The following is an 18,721-nucleotide window of genomic DNA, read 5'->3' as shown; positions in this document are numbered from 1 at the left end:
GACCCTGCACCGCCCCGCGTCACCGGACACCCGGAACTCCCCCTCCGGTCCGCGCCCTTGGGGCGGCCGACGAGCCGCTGGACACGGAGAGTGACCACGAAGCGGAATCCGGCCGCCGCCCGGCGCATTTGGGGCGGGTTGTTACCGGTCCGTGCAGCCGACTAGGGTCATCGGGCCTTGGTGTTCGGGAAACCGGTGGGAAACCGGTGCGGCCCTCGCCACTGTGATCGGGAAGTCCGGCTCCACTCCTGCGGGAAAGCCACTGGGCTGCGCGGGAGGTTCCGCGCTGCCCGGGAAGGCGGAGCATGGACGTCAACCCGTGAGCCAGGAGACCGGCCGGGGCGCGTTGTCCATCCACGAGGTGCTGGAGAGGTCTCCCTACCCATGCATATAGCCGAGGGGTTCCTGCCCCCTTTGCACGCGGTCGCCTGGGGCGCCGCGTCCGCCCCCTTCGTCGTCCACGGCGTCCGCTCGCTCACCCGCGAGGTGAAGGCCAACCCGGAGAGCACGCTGCTCCTCGGCGCCTCCGGAGCGTTCACCTTCGTTCTATCCGCCCTGAAGATCCCCTCGGTGACGGGCAGTTGCTCGCATCCCACGGGCACCGGGCTCGGGGCGATCCTGTTCCGGCCGCCGATCATGGCGGTGCTCGGCACGATCACCCTGCTGTTCCAGGCCCTGCTGCTGGCGCACGGCGGGCTCACCACCCTCGGCGCGAACGTCTTCTCGATGGCCATCGCCGGCCCGTGGGCGGGCTACGCCGTCTACCGGCTGCTGCGGAAGTTCGATCTTCCGCTGATGGTGACCGTGTTCTTCGGCGCCTTCTTCGCCGACCTGGTCACCTACTGCGTCACCAGCGTCCAGCTCGCCATGGCCTTCCCGGACCCGGCCTCCGGATTCGCGGGCTCGCTCGCGAAGTTCGGGGGGATCTTCGCGGTCACCCAGATACCGCTGGCGGTGAGCGAGGGGCTGCTGACCGTCCTGGTGATGCGGCTGCTGATGGCATCGAGCAAGTCGGACCTGGTCCGGCTGGGTGTCGCGAAGCTGACCTCCGCCCGTACCGAAGAGAAGGCGGCGGCCTGATGAGCGGGATGTCCAAGAACGCGAAGATCAACACCCTGCTGCTGCTCCTGGTGGCGGCGCTGGCCGTCCTGCCGATCGCCCTGGGACTGGGCGAGGGCAAGGAGGAGCCCTTCAGCGGCGCCGACGGACAGGCGGAGGCGGCGATCACCGAGCTGAAGCCGGATTACGAGCCCTGGTTCTCCCCTCTCTACGAACCCCCCTCCGCCGAGATCGAGTCCGCGCTGTTCGCCTTGCAGGCGGCGCTGGGCGCGGGCGTCCTCGCCTACTACTTCGGCGTCCGCAAGGGCCGCCGCCAAGGAGCGGCCGCCGCCGCTGCCGCCACCGCCCCGGAGGCGTAGACGGTGCTGCCGATCGACGTGGCCGCGCACAGCAGTCGCTGGCGCGGCCGGCACCCGCTGGAGAAGGCCCTGCTCGGGATCGGGCTGACGGTCACCGCCGTGTGCCTGCCGCCCTGGCCGGGCGGGCCGCTGGTGGCCGCCGCCACCCTCGCCGTACTGCTCGGCCCGGCGGGGGTGGCCGGCCGGCAGCTCTGGCGGGCCTTCCGGATCCCGCTCGGCTTCTGCTTCACCGGGGCGCTGCCGCTGCTGTTCGCGGTCGGCGGCCCGGCGGGGCCGGTGTCCCTGGCCCCCGACGGCCCCCGTCTCGCCAGCGAACTGCTGCTGCGCACCTCGGCGGCCTCGCTCGGGCTGCTGCTGTTCGCCTTCACGACCCCGGTCTCCGACGTACTGCCCCGGCTGGTCCGGGCCGGGGTGCCGGCCCCGGTGGTGGACGTGGCCCTGGTCATGTACCGGATCGGCTTCCTGCTGCTCGACTCCATGGCCCAGGTCCACCGGGCCCAGGCGGCCCGGCTCGGGCACACCGGCCGGGCGGCGGTGTGGCGCTCCCTGGCCGGGCTCGCCGCCACCTCCTTCGTACGGGCCTTCGACCGCGCGGCCAAGCTCCAGGCGGGGCTCGCCGGACGCGGCTACGACGGCGCGCTGCGGGTCCTCGTACCGGAGGCGGCCCTGTCGTGGCGCTTCCTGACGGCCACCGCCGGGCTGCTGGCGACCCTGATCACCCTGACCCTCACCCTGAAGGGGCTCCTCCTGTGAACCCGTCGCTGAACCCGTCGCTGAACCCGGTGGTGGAACTGTCCGGCGCGGGCTACGCCTACGAGGACGGCCCCGCGGTCCTGACCGGCGTCGACTTCGCCATCGCGCCGGGCCGGGCGCTGGCCCTGCTGGGCCGCAACGGCAGCGGCAAGACCACGCTGATGCGGCTGCTGAGCGGCGGCCTGCGGCCCGGCGCGGGATCGCTGCGGCTGGACGGCACGGAGGTCTCGTACGACCGGGCCGGCCTGACCCGGCTGCGCACGTCCGTCCAGCTGGTCGTGCAGGACCCCGACGACCAGCTGTTCGCGGCCTCGGTCGAACAGGACGTGTCCTTCGGCCCGATGAACCTGGGGCTCCCCGCTCCGGAGGTCCGCGCCCGCGTGGACTCGGCCCTCGCCGCGCTGGACATCACCCCGCTCCGGGACCGCCCCACGCACCTGCTCTCCTACGGCCAGCGCAAGCGCGCGGCGATCGCGGGAGCGGTGGCGATGGCTCCGCGGGTGCTGATCCTGGACGAGCCGACGGCCGGCCTGGACCCGGACGGTCAGGAGCGGCTCCTCGACGTCCTCGCGGGACTGCGCACCTCGGGCACGACGGTGGTCATGGCCACCCACGACGTGGACCTGGCGGTCCGCTGGGCCGACGACGCGGCGGTCCTGACCCCGGCGGGCATCCGCTTCGGCCCGGCCGAGCCCCTCCTCTCGGACCCGTCCCTCCTCACCTCGGCGGGCCTGCGCCCGGCCTGGTCCCCGGCGGTGACGGCCTTCCTGCGCGCCCACGGCCACCTGTCCGTGCACACCCCGGGCCCGCGCACCCCGGAGGCACTGGCCGCCTGGGGGTAGGCGAGACAGCGGGACACCGGCCCCGGCCCTCCGCAAACCTAGGATGGCCGCATGTCGCTCCCGCACGCCATCCTCACCGCCCTGCTCGAGAAGCCCTCGTCGGGGCTGGAGCTGACGCGGCGGTTCGACAAGTCGATCGGGTACTTCTGGTCCGCGACGCACCAGCAGATCTACCGCGAGCTCGGCCGGCTGGAGGAGGCCGGGCTGATCCGGGCGCTGCCCAGCGAGGGGCCCGTACGGGGGCAGAAGAAGGAGTACGAGGTGCTGCCCGCCGGGAGCGGGGAGCTGGCGCGGTGGGTCGGGGAGCGTCAGGATCCCAAGCCGGTGCGGGATCCGCTGCTGCTGCGGATCCGGGCGGCCGCGGTGGTGGGGCCACAGGGGCTGGCCGCGGAGCTGCGGCGGCATCTGGAGCTGCACCGGGCCCAGTTGGCCGTGTACGAGGCGATCGAGGAGAAGGACTTCCCGGCCGGACGGGACTCCGGGGAGGACCGGCTGCGGCGGGTCGTGCTGCACGCGGGAACCGGGCTGGAGACCTTCTGGCTGCGCTGGCTCGAGGAGGCCCTCGCCGAGGTGGAGGGCATGACCGACGGGCCGCGGCGGACCTGACGCGCGCCCCCGGCCCGACAAGGGGCCAGGGGGCGGCGCGGGGCTTACTTGTTCAGGGAGGCCCAGAACTCGTCGAAGCTCAGCAGGCCGTCGTCGTTCGAGTCCTTGGCGGCGATCACGGCATCCGCGACCGGGCCGGTGACGAACGGGTCGCCCATCTCCGCCATCGCCGAACGGAACTCGTCGGCCGTCACGAAGCCGTCACCGTTCACGTCGAACTTGCCGAACGTCGTCCGTGCGCTCTCGATGTCCGCCACTGGGTCCACCCCTTCTTGGTGCTTGTTGACCGGCTCAGGGTAGCGGCACGCCGGGACCCCTCACGCCCCGGGTCCCGTTCGAGCGGCAGATAGAAATTCAATTACTCTTCCGCAATGCGGAAGCGATAATTCCAGCCAACAATTCAAGCCTCCACTTGTCACGCTCCGGGACCACCGCATAACGTAGTGACATTGCCGCCACACCGGGAGCGCAGGGCTCCCAGGGACAAGCGGCAACAAGGGCGATCACACAGGTGACGATCACAGCTGACGCATCATTCGAAGTTCTGCCCTTCACCCGCACTTGCCACCACATCTGGGAAGACGGCGACCATGTGCTCATCGGGGTGAGTCCTGGAAACAGCTACTTCAGCTCCGAGCGCATATCCAGCCTCACCCGATGGGCCACGACCCGCTTCGCACAGGTCGACTTCGTCTACGCAGACCTCCACGTGGACCGGATGTTCGCCGCCTTCGGCTACACCCAGGAACACGCCGAGAAGCGTGCGACGAAGGAAATCAAGGCAGTCCGGCGAAGGATTCTCAAGGGCGTGGAGGAATCAGGGCCTCAGCACGCCGAGATCCGAGTGAGGGCACTTTCGGAGTTCCAGACGAACCCCGTCTACCAACTTCTGCACCGACGTGTACTCCACTTCCTGGAGACCGACGACGAATTCCGCAAGGGCTGCGAGGAAATGGCCCTGCACTTTGTCGGATCCAAGTTGCCGGAAGGTGAATCAATCACCGACGCACAGTTGCAGGTGTGTTTCGATTACATGGCAGCCGAGCTGCCGTTCTTCATCGACACCCCGAGCATTCTCGACGTGCCGTCCTCCGTGGCGGCCTACCACGTCAAGATGCCGATGACCGACGTCCTCTTCGCACGCGGTGGGGGACTGCGCGCGACGAGGAACCAGGCATACGCCGTGGTACGGCCCGAGGCGGCCGAAAAGGCGCAGAGCAACCCGAACAACCCGAACGTGAACACGAACCCGCACGCGAACACGCACACGCACACCGCACCAACCGAAGGGACCGTCGATGAGCGTCGAGCAGCTTGAGGGCACCGGCCTGACCGCCGAGCCCCTCATCGACTTCCCCCTCTCGCGGCGCGGCGACGTGCTCCCCGAGGAGTGCACCTGGCTGCGCGAAAAGGCGCCGGTCGCGAAGGTCCGTACCCTCACCGGGGACCCGGCCTGGCTGGTGAGCAGCTACGCGCTGGCCAAGCAGGTGCTGGAGGACGAGCGCTTCAGCCTCAAGGACACGGCCAATGCCGGCGTCCCGCGCCAGTACGCGCTGACGATCCCGCCCGAGGTCGTCAACAACATGGGCAACATCAACAGCGCCGGACTGCGCAACGCGGTCATGAAGGCGCTCAACCCGCGCCAGAAGGGCCTGCAGGACTGGCTGCGCGCGAAGGCCGGCGAGCTCATCGACCAGCTCGTCGCCGAAGGGGGGCCCGCCGACCTGCGGGCCGGGTTCGCCGACCCCTTCTCGGCGGCCATGCACTGCCAGGTGCTGGGCGTGCCGTTCGAGGACTGGCGGCGCCTGATGTCGGGGCTGGACGTCGCGTTCATGACCGCGCGCGAGCCGTTCGCCGACTCGGCGCTCAACTGGTACAAGGACGTCGGCTACTTCGAGGATCAGCTGAAGGCGCAGCTGGCGCTGCCTGCCGAGGAGCGTACGGGGCTCCTCGGCAAGTTCGCCGAGCTCAAGGAGGCCGACCCCGAGTCGGCGCACCTCACCGACGACATGTTCGCCACCGTCGCCGTCTCGCTCTTCGGGGCCGGCGCCGTCTCCACCTCCGCGTTCCTGACCCTGGCGGTCCTGGCACTGCTCCAGAAGCCCGAGCTCATCGGGTACCTGCGCAAGCATCCGGAGCGCATGGGCAAGGCCGTGGACGAGCTGCTCCGCTGGAACCTGTCCGTGGGCGACGGCCTGCCGCGCCTGGCGATGGCGGACATCCAGGTCGGGGACGTGCTGGTCAAGGAGGGCGAGCTGGTCCTCGTCCTGCTGGAGGGGGCCAACTTCGACCCGGAGGCCTTCGAGAACCCGGACGAGCTGGACCTGGAGCGCGAGGGCGCCAACGCCAACCTCGCCTTCGGCGCCGGCCGGCACTTCTGCCCGGCTTCCGCGCTGGGCCGGGCGCACGCCGAGATCGCGCTGGAGGTGCTGGTCGAGCGGCTGCCCGAGCTGCGTCTCGCGGTGCCGGCGGAGAACCTCGTATGGCGGACCGGCTTCATCAAGCGCCTCCCCGAGCGGCTCCCCGTCGCCTGGTGAGGAGGCGTCGGTGAGCGGCCCAGAGTGCCCCGGGAGCTGTGCGAGCTCCCGGGGCACGCCCGCGTTCTCCGCGTGAAGCAGTCTGCGCGCGGAGCGGTGTCCGCGCGTTCGCGCCCTACCGGAAGATGCCGGTGTGGCCGAGGGAGTAGCGGCCGGGCTGCGGGTAGACGGCGAGGCCGTGCGGTCCGCCGCCCACCGGGATCTTGGCGAGCTGCCTGCCGGTGGTGGTGTCGATGGCGTAGACCTCGGAGTTGTAGCGGCCCGAGAGCCACAGCACCTTGCCGTCGGCGGAGACCCCGCCCATGTCGGGGCTGCCGCCCTCGGGCAGCTCCCACTTCTTCGTCAGCTTGTTCTGCGTGAAGTCGAAGACGGAGACGGAGCCTTCGCCCCGGTTGGAGACGTACATCTCCTTGGAGTCGCGGCTGACGTAGAGGCCGTGGCAGCCCTTTCCGGTGGGCAGCAGCTTGGGGGTCTCGAACTTGTCGCCGCCGAGCACCCACATGCCGTGCGCCATCATGTCCGCGACGTAGAAGGTCTTTCCGTCCGGCGAGACCTTGACGTCCTGCGGCATCGCGCCCTCGAAGGGCAGTTTCTGCTGGCCGACGACCTCCATCTTCTCGGTGTCGACCTTGAGCAGTTCGCCGGAGAACTCGCAGCTCACGATGAAGTAGCGGCCGTCCGCGGAGAAGTCCGCGTGATTGACGCCGAAACAGCTCACGGGGACGGTCTTCACCCGGTCCATCGTGTGCGGATCGCGGAAGACCAGCTCCTTGTCCATCGAGGCCATGACCACCGCGTACTTGCCGTTGGGCGTGAAGTACAGGTTGTACGGGTCGTGCACCTCGACGGGCTTGCCTGCCTCGCCGGTGGCCGGGTTGATCGGGGTGAGGGTGTGGCCCCGGTTGTTGTTGACCCAGAGGGTCTTCATGTCCCAGGACGGGACCACGTGCTGGGGCTGGATGCCGACGGGGATGGTGTCGATGACCTTGTAGGTGACCGGGTCGATGACGGACACCGTGTTGGAGGTGGTGTTCGGAACGTAGACGCGGGACGGGAAGTCCTTGACCACCGGGGAGAGTTTGTTCGGCCGGTCGGCCGCGTACACGTCGTTCGGATCGAGGAGCGGCGGCATTCCGGCCAGGCCCGGCGGTGCGGCCGGTACGGCCTTGACGGGCGCGGCGGGCCCTTTCGTGCCGAGGGCCTCGGCGGGTCCCTTGTCGGCCGCTCCGCAGCCGGTCAGGGCGGCGAGGACCAGACCGGCCAGCAACGCGGTGGCCTTCCGGGGAAGGCGGGTGGTCGTCATGGGGTCAGCAGCTCCGTGGTGGTCACCGCGCGCAGTTTGCGGCGTGCGAGTTCTTCGAGGAGGGGTGGCATCGCGTCGACCGTGTCCGCGTAGCCGAAGTGCAGGCTCACCACCGATCCGCCTTGGATCGGGCCGATGACGGTGCGGATGACGGCCGCGGCACCGGGCGAGGTGAAGTCGAGGGAGTCCACGTCGTACGAGAGGACGTGCGGGTAGCCCGCCCGCTGGGCCAGTTTTCGCACCAGGGGGGTGGCGTACTGGGTCTGGGACGGGCGGAACCAGGTGCCGATGGAGCCGGTCAGCCGCTTGAGCCGGTCGGCGCACCCGGTGATCTCGGCGTACGCCTGCTCCTCGGACATGGCGTTGATCGCGAGGTGGCGCTGGGTGTGGTTGCCGAGCTCGTGGCCGCCGTCGAGGATCCGGCGGGCCATCTCCGGGTGGGCGTCGAGCCAGGCACCGATGGCCAGTACGGTGACCCGCGCGCCCGCCCGTTCCGCCTCGGCGAGCACCGCCTTGGCGATGGCGGGGTCGCCGTTGCCGTGGAAGGTGAGCGCGACCCCGGGCCGGCCGCGGGGACCGTGCCCGATCTCCACGGGCTGACCCGCGAACCGGCGCGGGGCGGGGGCCACCTTCGTCTGGGCCGCCTTGGCCGGGGCCGCCGGTTTGTCCGGGGCGGCCTTCGCCGGGGCCCCGGGGCCGGCGGGGGCACTACAGGCGGCGGCGAGGGCGCCGGCGGCGACCGCCGCGCCGGCACGGAGAGCGGATCGGCGGTCCGGGTAGCAGAGCACCCGCCCATTTAAGGGGTGGATGCCCGTGTAGGTATTGATTGACCCCATTCGGGACCTTCGGCGGAACCGGGGCCACCCGGCCACTGCCCGCTACGTGATCAACGATTCACGCAGAGCAGCCGATCTTTATGCACTGATTACGAGGCTCGTGGCCCATCTCACCTAAGATTTAGGTAGAAAGTCTTAGGATATGCACACTTATGTCCAACTTGGGACTTTTGGCATTTGGTCCCTCGTCTGCCATAGTCGGAACCACGGCTTCCCGTTGACCCGAGCGAAGTCCCTGCCGAGGATCACACCCCCTTCGATCCTCGGCACACCCATGAAACCCCCGCAGGCCCCACAACGGCGTCAGGGGGTTTCTGGCGTTGAAGGGGGTTCGTGGCGTTCAGGGGACTCTCAGCGGTCCGCGACCCGCATCTCGAACCAGGTGATCTTTCCGCGCGGCAGCAGGTCCGCGCCCCAGCGGTCCGAGAGCTTGTCGACGAGGAACAGACCCCGGCCGGTGGTGTCCATCTCGTGGACCGGCATGAGACAGGGCAGCCCGCGCGAGGGGTCGCGCACCTCCACGCGGATCCAGCCGCGCCGCCTGAGCATCCGTAAACCGAAGGACCGGGCTCCCGTGTGGCGGACGGCGTTGCCCACGAGCTCCGATACGAGCAGGACCGTGTGCTCGGCGATCTGCGGCGAGAGCCCCCACAGGCGGACGACCACGCACTGCGTGAGCCGGCGGGCGGTGCTCGCCGACTCGGGCATCGACGGCAGCGTCACTTCCGCCTCAGCCGGGTTCCCGTACAACTCCAGGGCTTTGAGGCCGAGTTCGTCCTCCAGGGCCGCCGTGAGCCGTACGGCGGAAGCGCTATTGCGCTGCCGCGGCTGTTCCACACCCTCCAGACCCGCCATGCACCCATCATGGAGGGCCGGTACGGCCGTTCGGGCCGTTCCGCAGGAAAAGACCCCCCGGGATCTTTGATTCCGAGGGGTCGTCCTGGCATATGCAATCGGCAACCCGGGGACCATCGCACCCCGCTGACCTGCGGTGACGCACGGCACAACGATGGTCACCCAGAGTGGATCACCGGCTCGCCTTAAGACTGCCTTAAGGCCTGGCTAATCCACCCACAGGAATGACCCCGGCGAGGCACCCGGCGAGGACCCCGACAAGACTGCCGCGCCTAAAGGAACTTGGCCTTGCCCGGCCCCTCCTCGACGAAGCTGCGCATCCCGCGCTCGCGGTCCTCGGTGGCGAACAGGCCCGCGAACCAGCCCCGTTCGATGGTCAGCCCGGTGTCGATGTCGGCCTCCAGCCCCGCGTCCACGCACTCCTTGGCGGCGCGCAGCGCGAGGGCCGGGCCCTGCGCCAGCTTCGCGGCCCACGCGTGCGCCTGCTCGTAGACCTCGGCGGCCGGTACGACCCGGTCCACGAGGCCCAGGGTCAGCGCCTCGTCCGCCTTGACCATGCGGCCGGTGAAGATGAGGTCCTTGGCCTTGGACGGGCCGATCAGCCGCGACAGCCGCTGGGTGCCGCCCGCACCGGGGATCAGGCCGAGCAGGATCTCGGGCTGGCCGAGCTTCGCGTTGTCGCCGGCGATCCGGTAGTCCGCGCACAGGGCCAGCTCGCAGCCGCCACCCAGGGCGTAGCCGGTGACGGCCGCGACCACGGGCTTGGGGATCCGGGCCACGGCGGTGAAGGCGTCCTGCAGTCCGCGGGACCGGGCGACCATGGCCGCGTGGTCCATCGTCTGCATCTCCTTGATGTCCGCGCCGGCCGCGAACACCTTCTCGCCGCCGTAGATGACGACCGTACGGACGTCGGCCCGGTCGGTCGCCTCGACCGCGAGCTCGCGCAGCCGGTCCTGGGTGGCGATGTCCAGGGCGTTCATGGGCGGCCGGTCCAGCCGGATGACGCCGACGCCTTCGGAGACTTCGAGAGAGATGGTCATACGGGGAAGGTTAGCGCCGGTTAACGGCAGGTGGCCCGGTGCTGTGGGTCACAGCACCGGGCCACCCGCCTACGTACCGACCGGGGTTACTTGATCCACTCCGCCCAGTCCATGTTCCAGCCGTTGAGGCCGTTGTCGGGGGCGACGTTCTTGTCCTTGGAGTTCTTCACGACGACCACGTCGCCGATCAGCGACTCGTTGAAGAACCAGGCGGCGGGCTGGCTGCCGTCGCCGGCCCCGCGGACGTCCTTGAGGCCCACGCAGCCGTGGCTGACGTTCGCGGAGCCGAACGTGCCCGAGGAGGCCCAGTAGTTGCCGTGGACGAAGGTGCCGGAGGTGGTCAGCCGCATCGCGTGCGGAACGTCGGAGATGTCGTACTCCCCGCCGAAGCCGACGGTGGCGCCGTTCATCCGGGTCACCTTGTACTTCTCGCTGATGACCATCTGCCCGTTGTACGTGGTGCTCGAGGGGGCGCCGGCGGTGATCGGGATGTTCTTGATCTCCGCGCCGTCGCGGACCACGCTCATCCGGTGCTCGGCGGCGTCGACCGTGGTGACCTGGGAGCGGCCGACCTTGAAGGTGACCGTACGGGTCTGCTTGCCGTAGACCCCCGGGCGGCCTTCGACCCCGTCGAGCGCGAGCCTCAGGGTGACCTTGGTGCCCGCGGCCCAGTACTTCTCGGGGCGGAAGTCCAGGCGGTCGTTGCCGAACCAGTGGCCCTCGACCGGGACGGCCGGCTCGGCCGTCACCGTGATGGCCTTCTCGACGGCCTCGGGGTTGGTGATGCCGCGGGAGAAGTTGATCGAGACCGGCATGCCCACGCCGACCGTCGATCCGTCTTCGGGGGTGTACTGCCCGATGAAGGTATTGGCGGGCGTGAGGGTCGTGAAGGTGGTGTCCTTCGCGGACTCGCGGCCGGCCTCGTCCTTGGCGACCGCGTGCACCTTGTACTCGGTGGCGGAGGCGAGGTTCCGGGCGGGCTCCCAGCTCGCGCCGTCCGCGGTGAGCTTGCCCTCCACCGCGTTGCCCTTGGTGTCGGCGACCGTCACCGTGGTGAGCTTGCCGCCGGTGCTGGTTATCTTGAGGATGCCGCTGGTCGCGACCTCCTTGGCCCCGTCGTCCGGCTTGACGCTCACGACGGCCTTCGACGCCTCGGTACCGGTCGTACCGGTACCTCCGTCGCCGCCACCGCTCCCGTCGGCGCCGCCACCCTTTCCGCCACCGCTGCACGCGCTGGTGAACAGCAGTGCCGCACCCAGCAGGAGGGCCGGCAGGCCGGTGCGGGCGCGCCCGCGTATCGGCTGCAGCTTCACGATCGTTCTCCCCATGTCCCCCGCGCACGGACAGTCGCGCGCTTAATCGCCAGGAAATCACATGGGGGATCACGAGACAGTACGGTCGTGTCACCGTTCCGTCCCAAGAGTGGCGACACGCCGGGAGTTCGGCGGGAGACTCCCGAAGTCAGCCCTCGGTACCGGGCTTGGTGCCCCAGACTTGAAGTGCTCTCCCGGCTGAAGCCGGGAGATTCCCGCTTACCTTGCGGCAGCGGGCTTGACGCGGCGTGCGCGCCTGACGACTGCCCTTCCGGCAGCCGAGATGAGCGCGAGGCCCATCCGGTACAGGTGCAAGACGTTGCGGGCCGCGTTGTGGTCGGCATTGCCCGACCAGCCGCAGTCCGGGTTCTTGCACACGAACACAGCCTGGGACTCCCGACTACCGGGGGTGGTGACACCACACGCTGAACAGCGTTGGGAAGTGCCCGGGGCGGGAACCTTGTACAGGGTGCCGCCGCGCCGGACGGTCTTGTACGTCAGCATGATGACCGTCCGGCCCCACGCCTCCCCACTGATGGAGCGGTTCAGCCCAGACTTCTGGGCAACGTTCCGTCCCGGCTCCTCGATGGTTCCCCTGGCCGACTTGACCATGTTCGTGATGGTCAGTGCTTCGACCACGACCGTGCCGTACGTGCGGGCGATGGTGGTGGTCGTCTGATGCTGCCAGTCCAGGGCCCGGCGCTTGGCTTTCGCGCGGAGTCCTGCGATCTGGTCGTACGTGCGGTGCAGCCGGCGGCTGGCGCGCTCGCCGGGCTTGCAGTGTGCCTTGCGCTGCGCGGCCCGCCGCTCCAGACGCAAAAGCTTCGCCTTCTCCCTCTCCGTCAGCCACTCACCGTGCTCACATGTCTCACCGTCCGACAGGGCGATGGGCACGGTGACACCCATGTCGATGCCGACATCGGGCCCCTGATGGAGCTCGGGCTTGACCTCCAGGGTCTGAACGCGGAAGGCGATGTGCCAGCCGAGGGCATCCTTGATCAGCCGGGCCCCGGTGATCCGGTTCTCGCCGTTTGCGTGCTTGCCTACGGGCAGGCCTTTGGTCCACCGGAACCGGACACGGCCCACCTTGGGAATGTTGGCCATGCCCCAGCGGCGGTGCACCCGGGTGATGTTCAGGTCCCGACCCTGTGGGATGTCCACGGACATCACCGTGCGGAACCGGCCCTTGAAGTTCGGCGCGTCAGCGCGGCCGTCCCAGCAGTTCTTCCACGCCTGGAAGTATGTCTTGAGTACCGCTTGCGCGGCCTGAGCAGGAAGAACAGCGAGAAACTCGATGTCCTCGCGGGCCTGCCGGATCGCGGCATCCGCGTTCGCGAGTGTCCGCTTTTCCTTCGGCATCATCTGCCACCACGCGTGCAGACAGTTCCACATAGTACGGGCCGCATGCGCCTGACCATCCGCCTTCAACACCTCGACAGCCGAAAGTGCGAGCCGGGCTCGGTGCCCGAACTGCCGCTTAACCAGGGTGTCTTGGCTCACGATCGAGAACCTAGCAGTGGTTTATGTCACCGCGCTGGAACCCTCGTCCCGATGTACGCACCGGACGTCATGTTGTTCACAATCTGCGCGTTCACTTGCTTTTCGTCACCAAGTACCGGCGGAAAGCGTGTCCGGTTCCTACTTTGCCGGATCTAGCGCCGGGGCACCTCTGGCCGTCGCCAAGCAGTACTACGTACCGAGCGGGACGGTGCGGGAGCAGATGCCGCTCTCCGGGGTGACGCAGTCGGCGACGTTGGTGTCGCCGCCGGGAGTCGTGAACTGGGCTCCGGGGTGCCGTTGGTCTCGTGCCACAGCTCGTAGCCGGCCTCCGGCGAGCGGCTTGTCGTCGGCGTCCTGCTTGAGGACGGAAACCAGCCCCACGGTCGGGCCGGGGCCCTACTCCCCGCAGTCGGGCAGGTCGCCGTTGAAGGGGTACGCGTGGAACTCCTGCCCGCCGCCGCGGCCGCTGGTGTGGACGAGCTCGCCGGTGGTGAAGAAGCGGCCGTTGGTCCCGGGCAGGGTGACGGTGGTGCGCGAGGTCTGCTCGCCGACGAGCACGCTGCCCTGGAACTGCCCGCTGCCGGTGAGCTGGACGGCGGTGGCGTCGGGGAAGTTCCACAGCAGCCGGGTGCGGTAGCCGTTCCACGCGTCGGCTGAGGCCCCGGTGTCGTTGATGCTGCCGCTGAAGGTGTTGAGCGTGCGGCCGGCGCCCAGGACGTTGACGAGGACGGTGGCGCCGGACGGGATCCGGTCGAAGCGGATGCCGATGGCGCCGCCGGTCGCGCTCGCCATGTCGAAGTCCACGGTGAAGACCTGGAGCGCGGAGGTGTTGTCCCCGGTGAAGACGGTGAAGCCGTCCTGGTTGACGGCGGTGCCCGTCGCCGGGCGCGGGCTGCCGTCGACCCGGGCGTAGCACCGGCTGGCCGAGGTGAGCTGGTCGCGCAGGCCGGCGTACGCGGTGATCACGGCCGGGTCGGCCACCAGCGGGCCGGTGACGGTGCCGGGCCCGGGGGCGGTGCCCGCGTGGCGGACGACGCCGCCGTCCGAGATCAGCCTCTGGTCGGCTGCGATGGTGACGTTGCGGCCGGTGGTGAGGAAATCCGAGCCGGCCGGGGGACGTACCAGCGAACCCGCGCCGACGATGCCGATGTTGTACCCGGCGCCGGCCCCGTCCGCCAGGTTCTTGTTCTGGTCGAAGCTGCCGAGGACGACGACCTTGCCCTCGGCCTCGGCGGCGCGCTCGCGGACCAGGAAGTCGGCGCCGACGAAGATGTTGATGCCCTCGTCGTAGCCATTGGGGTCGGTGCCGACCTCGATCGGCGGGAACGGGTCGGGGCACCGGGACCCCAGGCAGGGACCAAGTCCGCCCGGCAGCGGCGCTCGCAGGGCCGCGGCGGCCTGCCGCGCCGGCGTCGGCTGCTGCCCGCCGGGGCCCGGTGCGGCCGGCGCCGCCAGGGCCGCCGGGGCGCCTGCGGCCAGTACGGCCCCAAGGGCGAGCCCCAGGGGCCCGAGGGTCCACTTCCTTGCAGACATGACGCTCCGTAAGTTGTTACTGAGGTTTTCAGGGTGGGGTCGGTGGGTCGATGGTCAGGTCTGTGGCGGTGAGGCAGCCGTCGATCAGGTGGGGCCGGAGCTGGATTCTGCGTAACTCGCGGCGGAGTGTGCGGTCGAGGTCGTCGGGTGTGTCGAAAGCGGTGTTGGCCATCGCTCTGCGCACGAGTGACCAGATGGCCTCGACGGGATTCAGGTCGGGTGCATAGGGCGGGAGCCGGACGGTAGTGAGCCAGTCGTGCTCGGCCTCATACCGCTTCAGTCCGGCGGCCAGGTGGGTGTTGAGGTTGTCCCAGACGACCACGATTGGGCCGCCGAGCTGGATGTGTGCCCTCACCAGCAGGTCGCGGTAGTCCTGCCAGGAGAAGCTCTTGCGGGCGCCCTTGAGCAGGAGGTGGGTGCGGGGCCGGTGGATGAGACGGCTCGGCTCGCCGGGTTTGTAGCAGCACAGGGCGGCGACCGAGGTCCGGCGGCGGGACCTGCCACGAACGCGGATGACGGGGGTGTGTCCGCGCCGGCCCCAGGTGCGGGCGCGGGGCGGCGTCATCGAGAATCCGGCTTCGTCCTCGAAGACGATCCAGCCGTCACACGCCGCCGCGAGCCTTTTACCTGGGGCCACACCTCCTTCTTCCACAGCTCCACCGCGTGCTCGTCGCGTTCGAGTGCTCTGCGGGCGGGTGCCTGCCAGGACCAGCCGTGCCGTTTCAGCAGCCGCCACACCGTCGTCACTGACAGGCTCATCCGCAGACGGCGGCGGATCACCGTCTGGACCCGGGCCAGGGTCCACCGCTGATCGTCGAAGCCGTGCGCTGACGGCCCCTTGCCGAGTTCCTCCTCAAGCGCGGCGAACTGGGCCTCGGTGACGGTCGGGGAGTTGGCCGGGCCCGCGGAGCGCAGGGCCTCCATGCCACCATCGCGCCAGGCACGGCGCCAGCGTTCCACCGACCGCACGCTCACCCGCAGATCCTTCGCGATCACCGCGGTCTTCTCACCCGCCGCGAACCGTTCCCCGGCCTGGAGCCGGATCCTCTCCCGAGACGCCCGACGCTCAGCAGTCAGGCCCCCACCCTCCGGATAGCGCATACCACCGGCGTACCGCAGGGATCATGAACCGTCACCACCCGACGACAACCCGAAAACCTCAGTAGGTGGCCCGGGAGGGCCGGGTGTGGCTGATGACGCTCTGCCTTCAGTGGCTTGGATGGAGTGGCCGCCCGGCTCTTCGGGGCGCCCTGGCTGCTGATTGAGATGTGCGCGCTTCGTGCGGTCGCTGATTACGGAGACGACAGCGGGGTGTTCCTCGGGCCGACGGCAAGTTGCGCGGAACGAGGAGGGGCAAGTGAGTAAGCGGCAGGCCCGAGTCTGGGTGGGCATCGATGCAGGCAAAGGCCATCACTGGGTGGCAGTCGTCGACGGGACGGGTGCGACCTTGTGGTCGCGGAAGGTCGACAACGACGAGTCGGTGATCTTGACCGCCATGGGCGAGATCCTGGAGCTGGCCGACGAGGTTCGTTGGGCGGTGGACATCTCCGGCACGTCCTCCGCACTGCTGCTGGCCCTGCTCGCCGCCCATGGCCAGCAGGCTGTGTACGTACCTGGCCGCACGGTCAACCGCATGTCCGGGGCCTACCGGGGCGAGGCGAAGACCGACGCGCGCGACGCCTATGTCATCGCTGAGACCGCCCGCCACCGCAACGACTTCTCCACGATCAACGTGCCGGCCCAGCTGACTGCCGATCTGGCTCTGCTGACCGCCCACCGATCGGATCTGGTGGCCGACCGGGTGCGGATGATCAACCGGCTCCGTGACGTACTGACCGGTGTCTTCCCCGCGCTGGAACGGGCCTTCGACTACTCCGCTCACAAGGGTGCCCTGGTGCTGCTGACCGGCTACCAGACCCCGGCCGCCATCCGCCGCCGAGGGCGGGCCCGGCTGACGGCCTGGCTGGCCAACCGCAGTGTTCGGGGAGCTGACACAGTCGCGGCTACCGCGCTGGAGGCTGCCCGGGCCCAGCAGACCGTGCTGCCCGGCGAGCATGTCGCCGGGCAGATCGTCGCCGACCTGGCCGCACAGATCTTGGCCCTGGACGACCGGCTCAAGCGTGTCGACCAGCAGATCCGCGAGACCTTCCGCAGTCATCCGCAGGCGGAGATCATCGAGTCCCTGCCCGGCATGGGGCCGATACTGGGCGCCGAGTTCGTCGTGGCGGCCGGTGACCTGTCGGCCTACGCCGATGCTGGACACCTGGCATCCGCGGCCGGCCTGGTGCCTGTTCCGCGTGACTCCGGTCGCCGCACCGGTAACCTCCACCGCCCCAAACGCTACAGCCGCCGTCTGCGACGGGTGTTCTACATGTCCGCGCAGACCAGCATGATGCGTGAGGGGCCGAACCGGGACTTCTACCTCAAGAAGCGCGGCGAGGGCTGCAAGCATGTTCAGGCAGTCATCGCTCTGGCCCGCCGAAGGGCGAGCGTGCTGTGGGCGCTGCTGCGTGACGGAAGGACATTCACCTCCACCCCGCCCATCACACAGTCGGCTTGACTCCGTCATTGAGACTCCATCCGTTGCCCGCCCGCCGCGTGCGGGTGGGCCCGGTACAGGCTGGCGGCGGGCTCCGGCGCGCCGGGCGGATCGACACTCCCCCGCTACGGCATTCCGGTACGACAATCACCCGACTGGGGTGTCGGGGTGAAGGGAAGGGCCGGCGGGCGGGCGGGGTACGGAGGGTCAGCCGATCGCGGAGCCCGCGACCCAGGTGGTCCAGGACATGTTCCAGCCGCCCAGCCCGTTGTCCGGGGCGACCGTCTTGTCCTTCGAGTTCACGACCTCCACCACGTCGCCGACCAGGGTCCGGTCGAAGAACCAGCCGGCCGGGGTGTCCGAGCCGCCGCCCTTGTCGTCGCGCAGTCCGACGCAGCCGTGGCTGACGTTGGTGGAGCCGAAGGTGTCGGGGCTGGCCCAGTAGTTGCCGTGCAGGAAGGTCCCGGAGCGGGTGAGGCGCATGGCGTGCGGGACGTCGGGGATGTCGTACTCGCCGCCGAAGCCGACGGTCTGCCCGTTCATCCGGGTGACGTCGAAGAGCTCCATCACCACCATCTTCCCGTTGTAGGTCATGTTCTTCGGCGCCCCGGCGGTGATCGGCACGGTGGACAGCAGCTCGCCGTCGCGCCGGACCTCCATGGTGTGCGCGGCCGCGTCGACGGTGGAGATCTGGGAGCGGCCGACGGTGAAGCGCAGGGTCTTGTCCTGGATGCCGTAGGAGCCGGCGGCGCCCTCGACGTCCCGCAGGTTCAGCTTGACCGTGACCTCGGTGCCGGGCTTCCAGTACGTCTTGGGCCGGAAGTCGAGGCGCTCGTCGCCGAACCAGTGGCCCACCACCTCCACGGCCGGGTCGGAGGTGATCGTGATGGCCCGCTCCACGTCGGCGCGGCGTTCGATGGACCGGCTGAACCCGAAGGAGATGATCATGCCGGTACCGACGGTCGAGCGGTTCTCGGGCTTGAAGTAGCCGATGAACCGTTCCTCGGGAACGTAGGTGGTGAAGGTGGTGTGCCGGGCCTGGCGGCGGTTGTGCCCGTCGAGCGCGACCGCGTCGACGGTGTACTTGGCCGCGAGCGCGAGCCGGCCCGACGCCGGGTCGGGGCTCCAGCTGAGCCCGTCGACGGCGATGGCTCCCGGCACCTTCTCCTGCTGGGCGTCCTCCACCTTGGTGACCACGACCCGCTCGAGGCGGCCCTCGGGCACGGTGACCGTCAGCGGGCCCTCGGCCGGCACCCCCTTGGCGTTGTCGTCGGGGGTGATCCTGATCGCCTCGTCCGGTGACCGGGGTTTGCCGGGCAGCTGGATCTCGATCGGGGAGCCGCCGTTCTCGGTGCATCCGGCCAGGCCGCCGAGGAGGCCCGCCCATACCGCCACGGCGGCCAAGCCCGCCCCTGCCCGCCTCGTCAGAAGAGTCACGTTCCTCCAACGACCGGGCCCCTCCGGGGGAAACGTGGGCGCGGCCCACGTTCCAGGCAGGACAGTCCGGGCAGAACAGTGGGAAGGACCAGACGGGGGCGGGCCGCGGCAGGGACGCCGGGGCCGCAGTTCCCCCACCCCCGCAGGTACCGAGAGCCGTGGAGGCGGGCAGTGTCGAGCGCAGCCGAGCAAGAGGCGGTGGAAGCCGT

The 18,721-nt window shown here is 69.7% G+C and carries 19 protein-coding genes, 1 pseudogene and 1 riboswitch; of the genes and pseudogenes, 9 read left to right on the top strand and 11 right to left on the bottom strand.

The window, feature by feature from the left end:
- Positions 1-161: 161 nt before the first annotated feature.
- A riboswitch (cobalamin riboswitch) is annotated at positions 162-355 on the top strand.
- 29 nt (positions 356-384) lie between these two features.
- Genes AC3IYI_RS28090 through AC3IYI_RS28070 form a run of 5 tightly spaced genes read left to right on the top strand, consistent with a single transcriptional unit; the run spans position 385 to position 3,619 of the window.
- Positions 385-1,080 (top strand): energy-coupling factor ABC transporter permease, encoded by a 696-nt coding sequence (locus AC3IYI_RS28090; RefSeq protein WP_489406331.1) that lies wholly within the window; start codon positions 385-387, stop codon positions 1,078-1,080.
- Entirely contained in the window at positions 1,080-1,418 is a 339-nt protein-coding gene (locus AC3IYI_RS28085) for an energy-coupling factor ABC transporter substrate-binding protein (RefSeq protein WP_489406330.1), read from the top strand. The genes AC3IYI_RS28090 and AC3IYI_RS28085 overlap by 1 nt, the downstream gene beginning before the upstream one ends.
- Positions 1,419-1,421: 3 nt before the next feature.
- The gene (gene cbiQ / locus AC3IYI_RS28080; RefSeq protein ID WP_489406329.1) at positions 1,422-2,171 is read left to right on the top strand and encodes a cobalt ECF transporter T component CbiQ; all 750 of its coding nucleotides are present in this window, start codon (positions 1,422-1,424) and stop codon (positions 2,169-2,171) included.
- Positions 2,168-3,013 (top strand): energy-coupling factor ABC transporter ATP-binding protein, encoded by an 846-nt coding sequence (locus AC3IYI_RS28075; RefSeq protein ID WP_489406328.1) that lies wholly within the window; start codon positions 2,168-2,170, stop codon positions 3,011-3,013. Before cbiQ ends, AC3IYI_RS28075 begins: the two co-directional genes overlap by 4 nt.
- A 51-nt stretch (positions 3,014-3,064) precedes the next feature.
- On the top strand, positions 3,065-3,619 hold the full coding sequence (locus AC3IYI_RS28070) for a PadR family transcriptional regulator (protein ID WP_489406327.1): 555 nt from the start codon (positions 3,065-3,067) through the stop codon (positions 3,617-3,619).
- Positions 3,620-3,663: 44 nt separating this feature from the next.
- Here AC3IYI_RS28070 and AC3IYI_RS28065 read toward each other — a convergent pair whose 3' ends face one another.
- Complete coding sequence (locus tag AC3IYI_RS28065) at positions 3,664-3,876, bottom strand: EF-hand domain-containing protein (RefSeq protein WP_489406326.1); 213 nt, start codon at positions 3,874-3,876, stop codon at positions 3,664-3,666.
- A 254-nt stretch (positions 3,877-4,130) separates the two neighbouring features.
- Between AC3IYI_RS28065 and AC3IYI_RS28060 the strand changes: the two genes are divergently transcribed.
- Both AC3IYI_RS28060 and AC3IYI_RS28055 read left to right on the top strand, forming a co-directional pair.
- Positions 4,131-4,937, top strand: a complete 807-nt coding sequence (locus AC3IYI_RS28060; RefSeq protein WP_489406325.1) for a tRNA-dependent cyclodipeptide synthase — start codon at positions 4,131-4,133, stop codon at positions 4,935-4,937.
- Positions 4,918-6,156: a cytochrome P450 gene (locus tag AC3IYI_RS28055; RefSeq protein WP_489406324.1), complete on the top strand. Its 1,239-nt coding sequence runs from the start codon at positions 4,918-4,920 to the stop codon at positions 6,154-6,156. The genes AC3IYI_RS28060 and AC3IYI_RS28055 overlap by 20 nt, the downstream gene beginning before the upstream one ends.
- 115 nt (positions 6,157-6,271) lie before the next feature.
- Here AC3IYI_RS28055 and AC3IYI_RS28050 read toward each other — a convergent pair whose 3' ends face one another.
- The 6 genes from AC3IYI_RS28050 to AC3IYI_RS28025 all read right to left on the bottom strand — a co-directional run bounded on the left by AC3IYI_RS28050 (position 6,272) and on the right by AC3IYI_RS28025 (position 13,003).
- On the bottom strand, positions 6,272-7,459 hold the full coding sequence (locus tag AC3IYI_RS28050; RefSeq protein ID WP_489406323.1) for a YncE family protein: 1,188 nt from the start codon (positions 7,457-7,459) through the stop codon (positions 6,272-6,274).
- Positions 7,456-8,295 (bottom strand): polysaccharide deacetylase family protein, encoded by an 840-nt coding sequence (locus AC3IYI_RS28045; RefSeq protein WP_489406322.1) that lies wholly within the window; start codon positions 8,293-8,295, stop codon positions 7,456-7,458. Before AC3IYI_RS28045 ends, AC3IYI_RS28050 begins: the two co-directional genes overlap by 4 nt.
- 351 nt (positions 8,296-8,646) lie before the next feature.
- Positions 8,647-9,150, bottom strand: a complete 504-nt coding sequence (locus tag AC3IYI_RS28040) for an ATP-binding protein (RefSeq protein WP_489406321.1) — start codon at positions 9,148-9,150, stop codon at positions 8,647-8,649.
- A 272-nt stretch (positions 9,151-9,422) separates the two neighbouring features.
- Positions 9,423-10,190, bottom strand: coding sequence for an enoyl-CoA hydratase/isomerase family protein (locus AC3IYI_RS28035; RefSeq protein ID WP_489406320.1), 768 nt, complete (start codon positions 10,188-10,190; stop codon positions 9,423-9,425).
- A gap of 86 nt (positions 10,191-10,276) precedes the next feature.
- Complete coding sequence (locus AC3IYI_RS28030) at positions 10,277-11,518, bottom strand: L,D-transpeptidase (RefSeq protein ID WP_489406319.1); 1,242 nt, start codon at positions 11,516-11,518, stop codon at positions 10,277-10,279.
- Positions 11,519-11,722: 204 nt separating this feature from the next.
- Positions 11,723-13,003 (bottom strand): RNA-guided endonuclease InsQ/TnpB family protein, encoded by a 1,281-nt coding sequence (locus AC3IYI_RS28025; protein ID WP_489406318.1) that lies wholly within the window; start codon positions 13,001-13,003, stop codon positions 11,723-11,725.
- 23 nt (positions 13,004-13,026) lie between these two features.
- Between AC3IYI_RS28025 and AC3IYI_RS28020 the strand changes: the two are divergent.
- Positions 13,027-13,131, top strand: a pseudogene (locus AC3IYI_RS28020) (IS200/IS605 family transposase); the annotation flags it as partial.
- 61 nt (positions 13,132-13,192) lie between these two features.
- Here the strand turns inward: AC3IYI_RS28020 and AC3IYI_RS28015 are convergent.
- The 3 genes from AC3IYI_RS28015 to AC3IYI_RS28005 all read right to left on the bottom strand — a co-directional run bounded on the left by AC3IYI_RS28015 (position 13,193) and on the right by AC3IYI_RS28005 (position 15,637).
- The gene (locus AC3IYI_RS28015; RefSeq protein WP_489411909.1) at positions 13,193-13,384 is read right to left on the bottom strand and encodes a hypothetical protein; all 192 of its coding nucleotides are present in this window, start codon (positions 13,382-13,384) and stop codon (positions 13,193-13,195) included.
- 15 nt (positions 13,385-13,399) lie between these two features.
- Positions 13,400-14,536 carry a choice-of-anchor A family protein gene (locus AC3IYI_RS28010; RefSeq protein WP_489406317.1) on the bottom strand — a complete coding sequence of 379 codons (1,137 nt, stop codon included), beginning with the start codon at positions 14,534-14,536 and terminating at the stop codon, positions 13,400-13,402.
- A 28-nt stretch (positions 14,537-14,564) separates the two neighbouring features.
- A protein-coding gene (locus AC3IYI_RS28005; RefSeq protein ID WP_489406316.1) for an IS630 family transposase occupies positions 14,565-15,637 on the bottom strand; the annotation gives its coding sequence in 2 pieces (ribosomal slippage) (positions 14,565-15,127 and positions 15,127-15,637; 1,074 coding nt in all).
- Between the two features lie 256 nt (positions 15,638-15,893).
- Between AC3IYI_RS28005 and AC3IYI_RS28000 the strand changes: the two genes are divergently transcribed.
- A complete protein-coding gene (locus AC3IYI_RS28000) occupies positions 15,894-17,096 on the top strand; it encodes an IS110 family RNA-guided transposase (RefSeq protein ID WP_489406315.1) in 1,203 nt (400 codons plus the stop codon).
- A gap of 186 nt (positions 17,097-17,282) precedes the next feature.
- Here the strand turns inward: AC3IYI_RS28000 and AC3IYI_RS27995 are convergent, their stop codons facing one another.
- Entirely contained in the window at positions 17,283-18,479 is a 1,197-nt protein-coding gene (locus AC3IYI_RS27995; RefSeq protein WP_489406314.1) for a L,D-transpeptidase, read from the bottom strand.
- Between the last annotated feature and the right edge of the window lie 242 nt (positions 18,480-18,721).

The organism is Streptomyces sp. GL_148 (assembly GCF_057834205.1).
The sequence above is the reverse complement of the archived record's forward strand: the minus strand, read 5'-3'. Positions and strand labels throughout refer to the sequence as shown.

What these genes read in the sequence shown, in the direction of transcription:
- AC3IYI_RS28090 (WP_489406331.1), top strand. Translation starts at nt 385, where the DNA reads ATGCATATAGCCGAGGGGTTCCTGCCCCCTTTGCACGCGGTCGCCTGG.
- AC3IYI_RS28085 (WP_489406330.1), top strand. Translation starts at nt 1,080, where the DNA reads ATGAGCGGGATGTCCAAGAACGCGAAGATCAACACCCTGCTGCTGCTC.
- AC3IYI_RS28070 (WP_489406327.1), top strand. Translation starts at nt 3,065, where the DNA reads ATGTCGCTCCCGCACGCCATCCTCACCGCCCTGCTCGAGAAGCCCTCG.
- AC3IYI_RS28055 (WP_489406324.1), top strand. Translation starts at nt 4,918, where the DNA reads ATGAGCGTCGAGCAGCTTGAGGGCACCGGCCTGACCGCCGAGCCCCTC.
- AC3IYI_RS28050 (WP_489406323.1), bottom strand. Translation starts at nt 7,459, where the DNA reads ATGACGACCACCCGCCTTCCCCGGAAGGCCACCGCGTTGCTGGCCGGT.
- AC3IYI_RS28045 (WP_489406322.1), bottom strand. Translation starts at nt 8,295, where the DNA reads ATGGGGTCAATCAATACCTACACGGGCATCCACCCCTTAAATGGGCGG.
- AC3IYI_RS28040 (WP_489406321.1), bottom strand. Translation starts at nt 9,150, where the DNA reads ATGGCGGGTCTGGAGGGTGTGGAACAGCCGCGGCAGCGCAATAGCGCT.
- AC3IYI_RS28035 (WP_489406320.1), bottom strand. Translation starts at nt 10,190, where the DNA reads ATGACCATCTCTCTCGAAGTCTCCGAAGGCGTCGGCGTCATCCGGCTG.
- AC3IYI_RS28030 (WP_489406319.1), bottom strand. Translation starts at nt 11,518, where the DNA reads ATGGGGAGAACGATCGTGAAGCTGCAGCCGATACGCGGGCGCGCCCGC.
- AC3IYI_RS28010 (WP_489406317.1), bottom strand. Translation starts at nt 14,536, where the DNA reads ATGTCTGCAAGGAAGTGGACCCTCGGGCCCCTGGGGCTCGCCCTTGGG.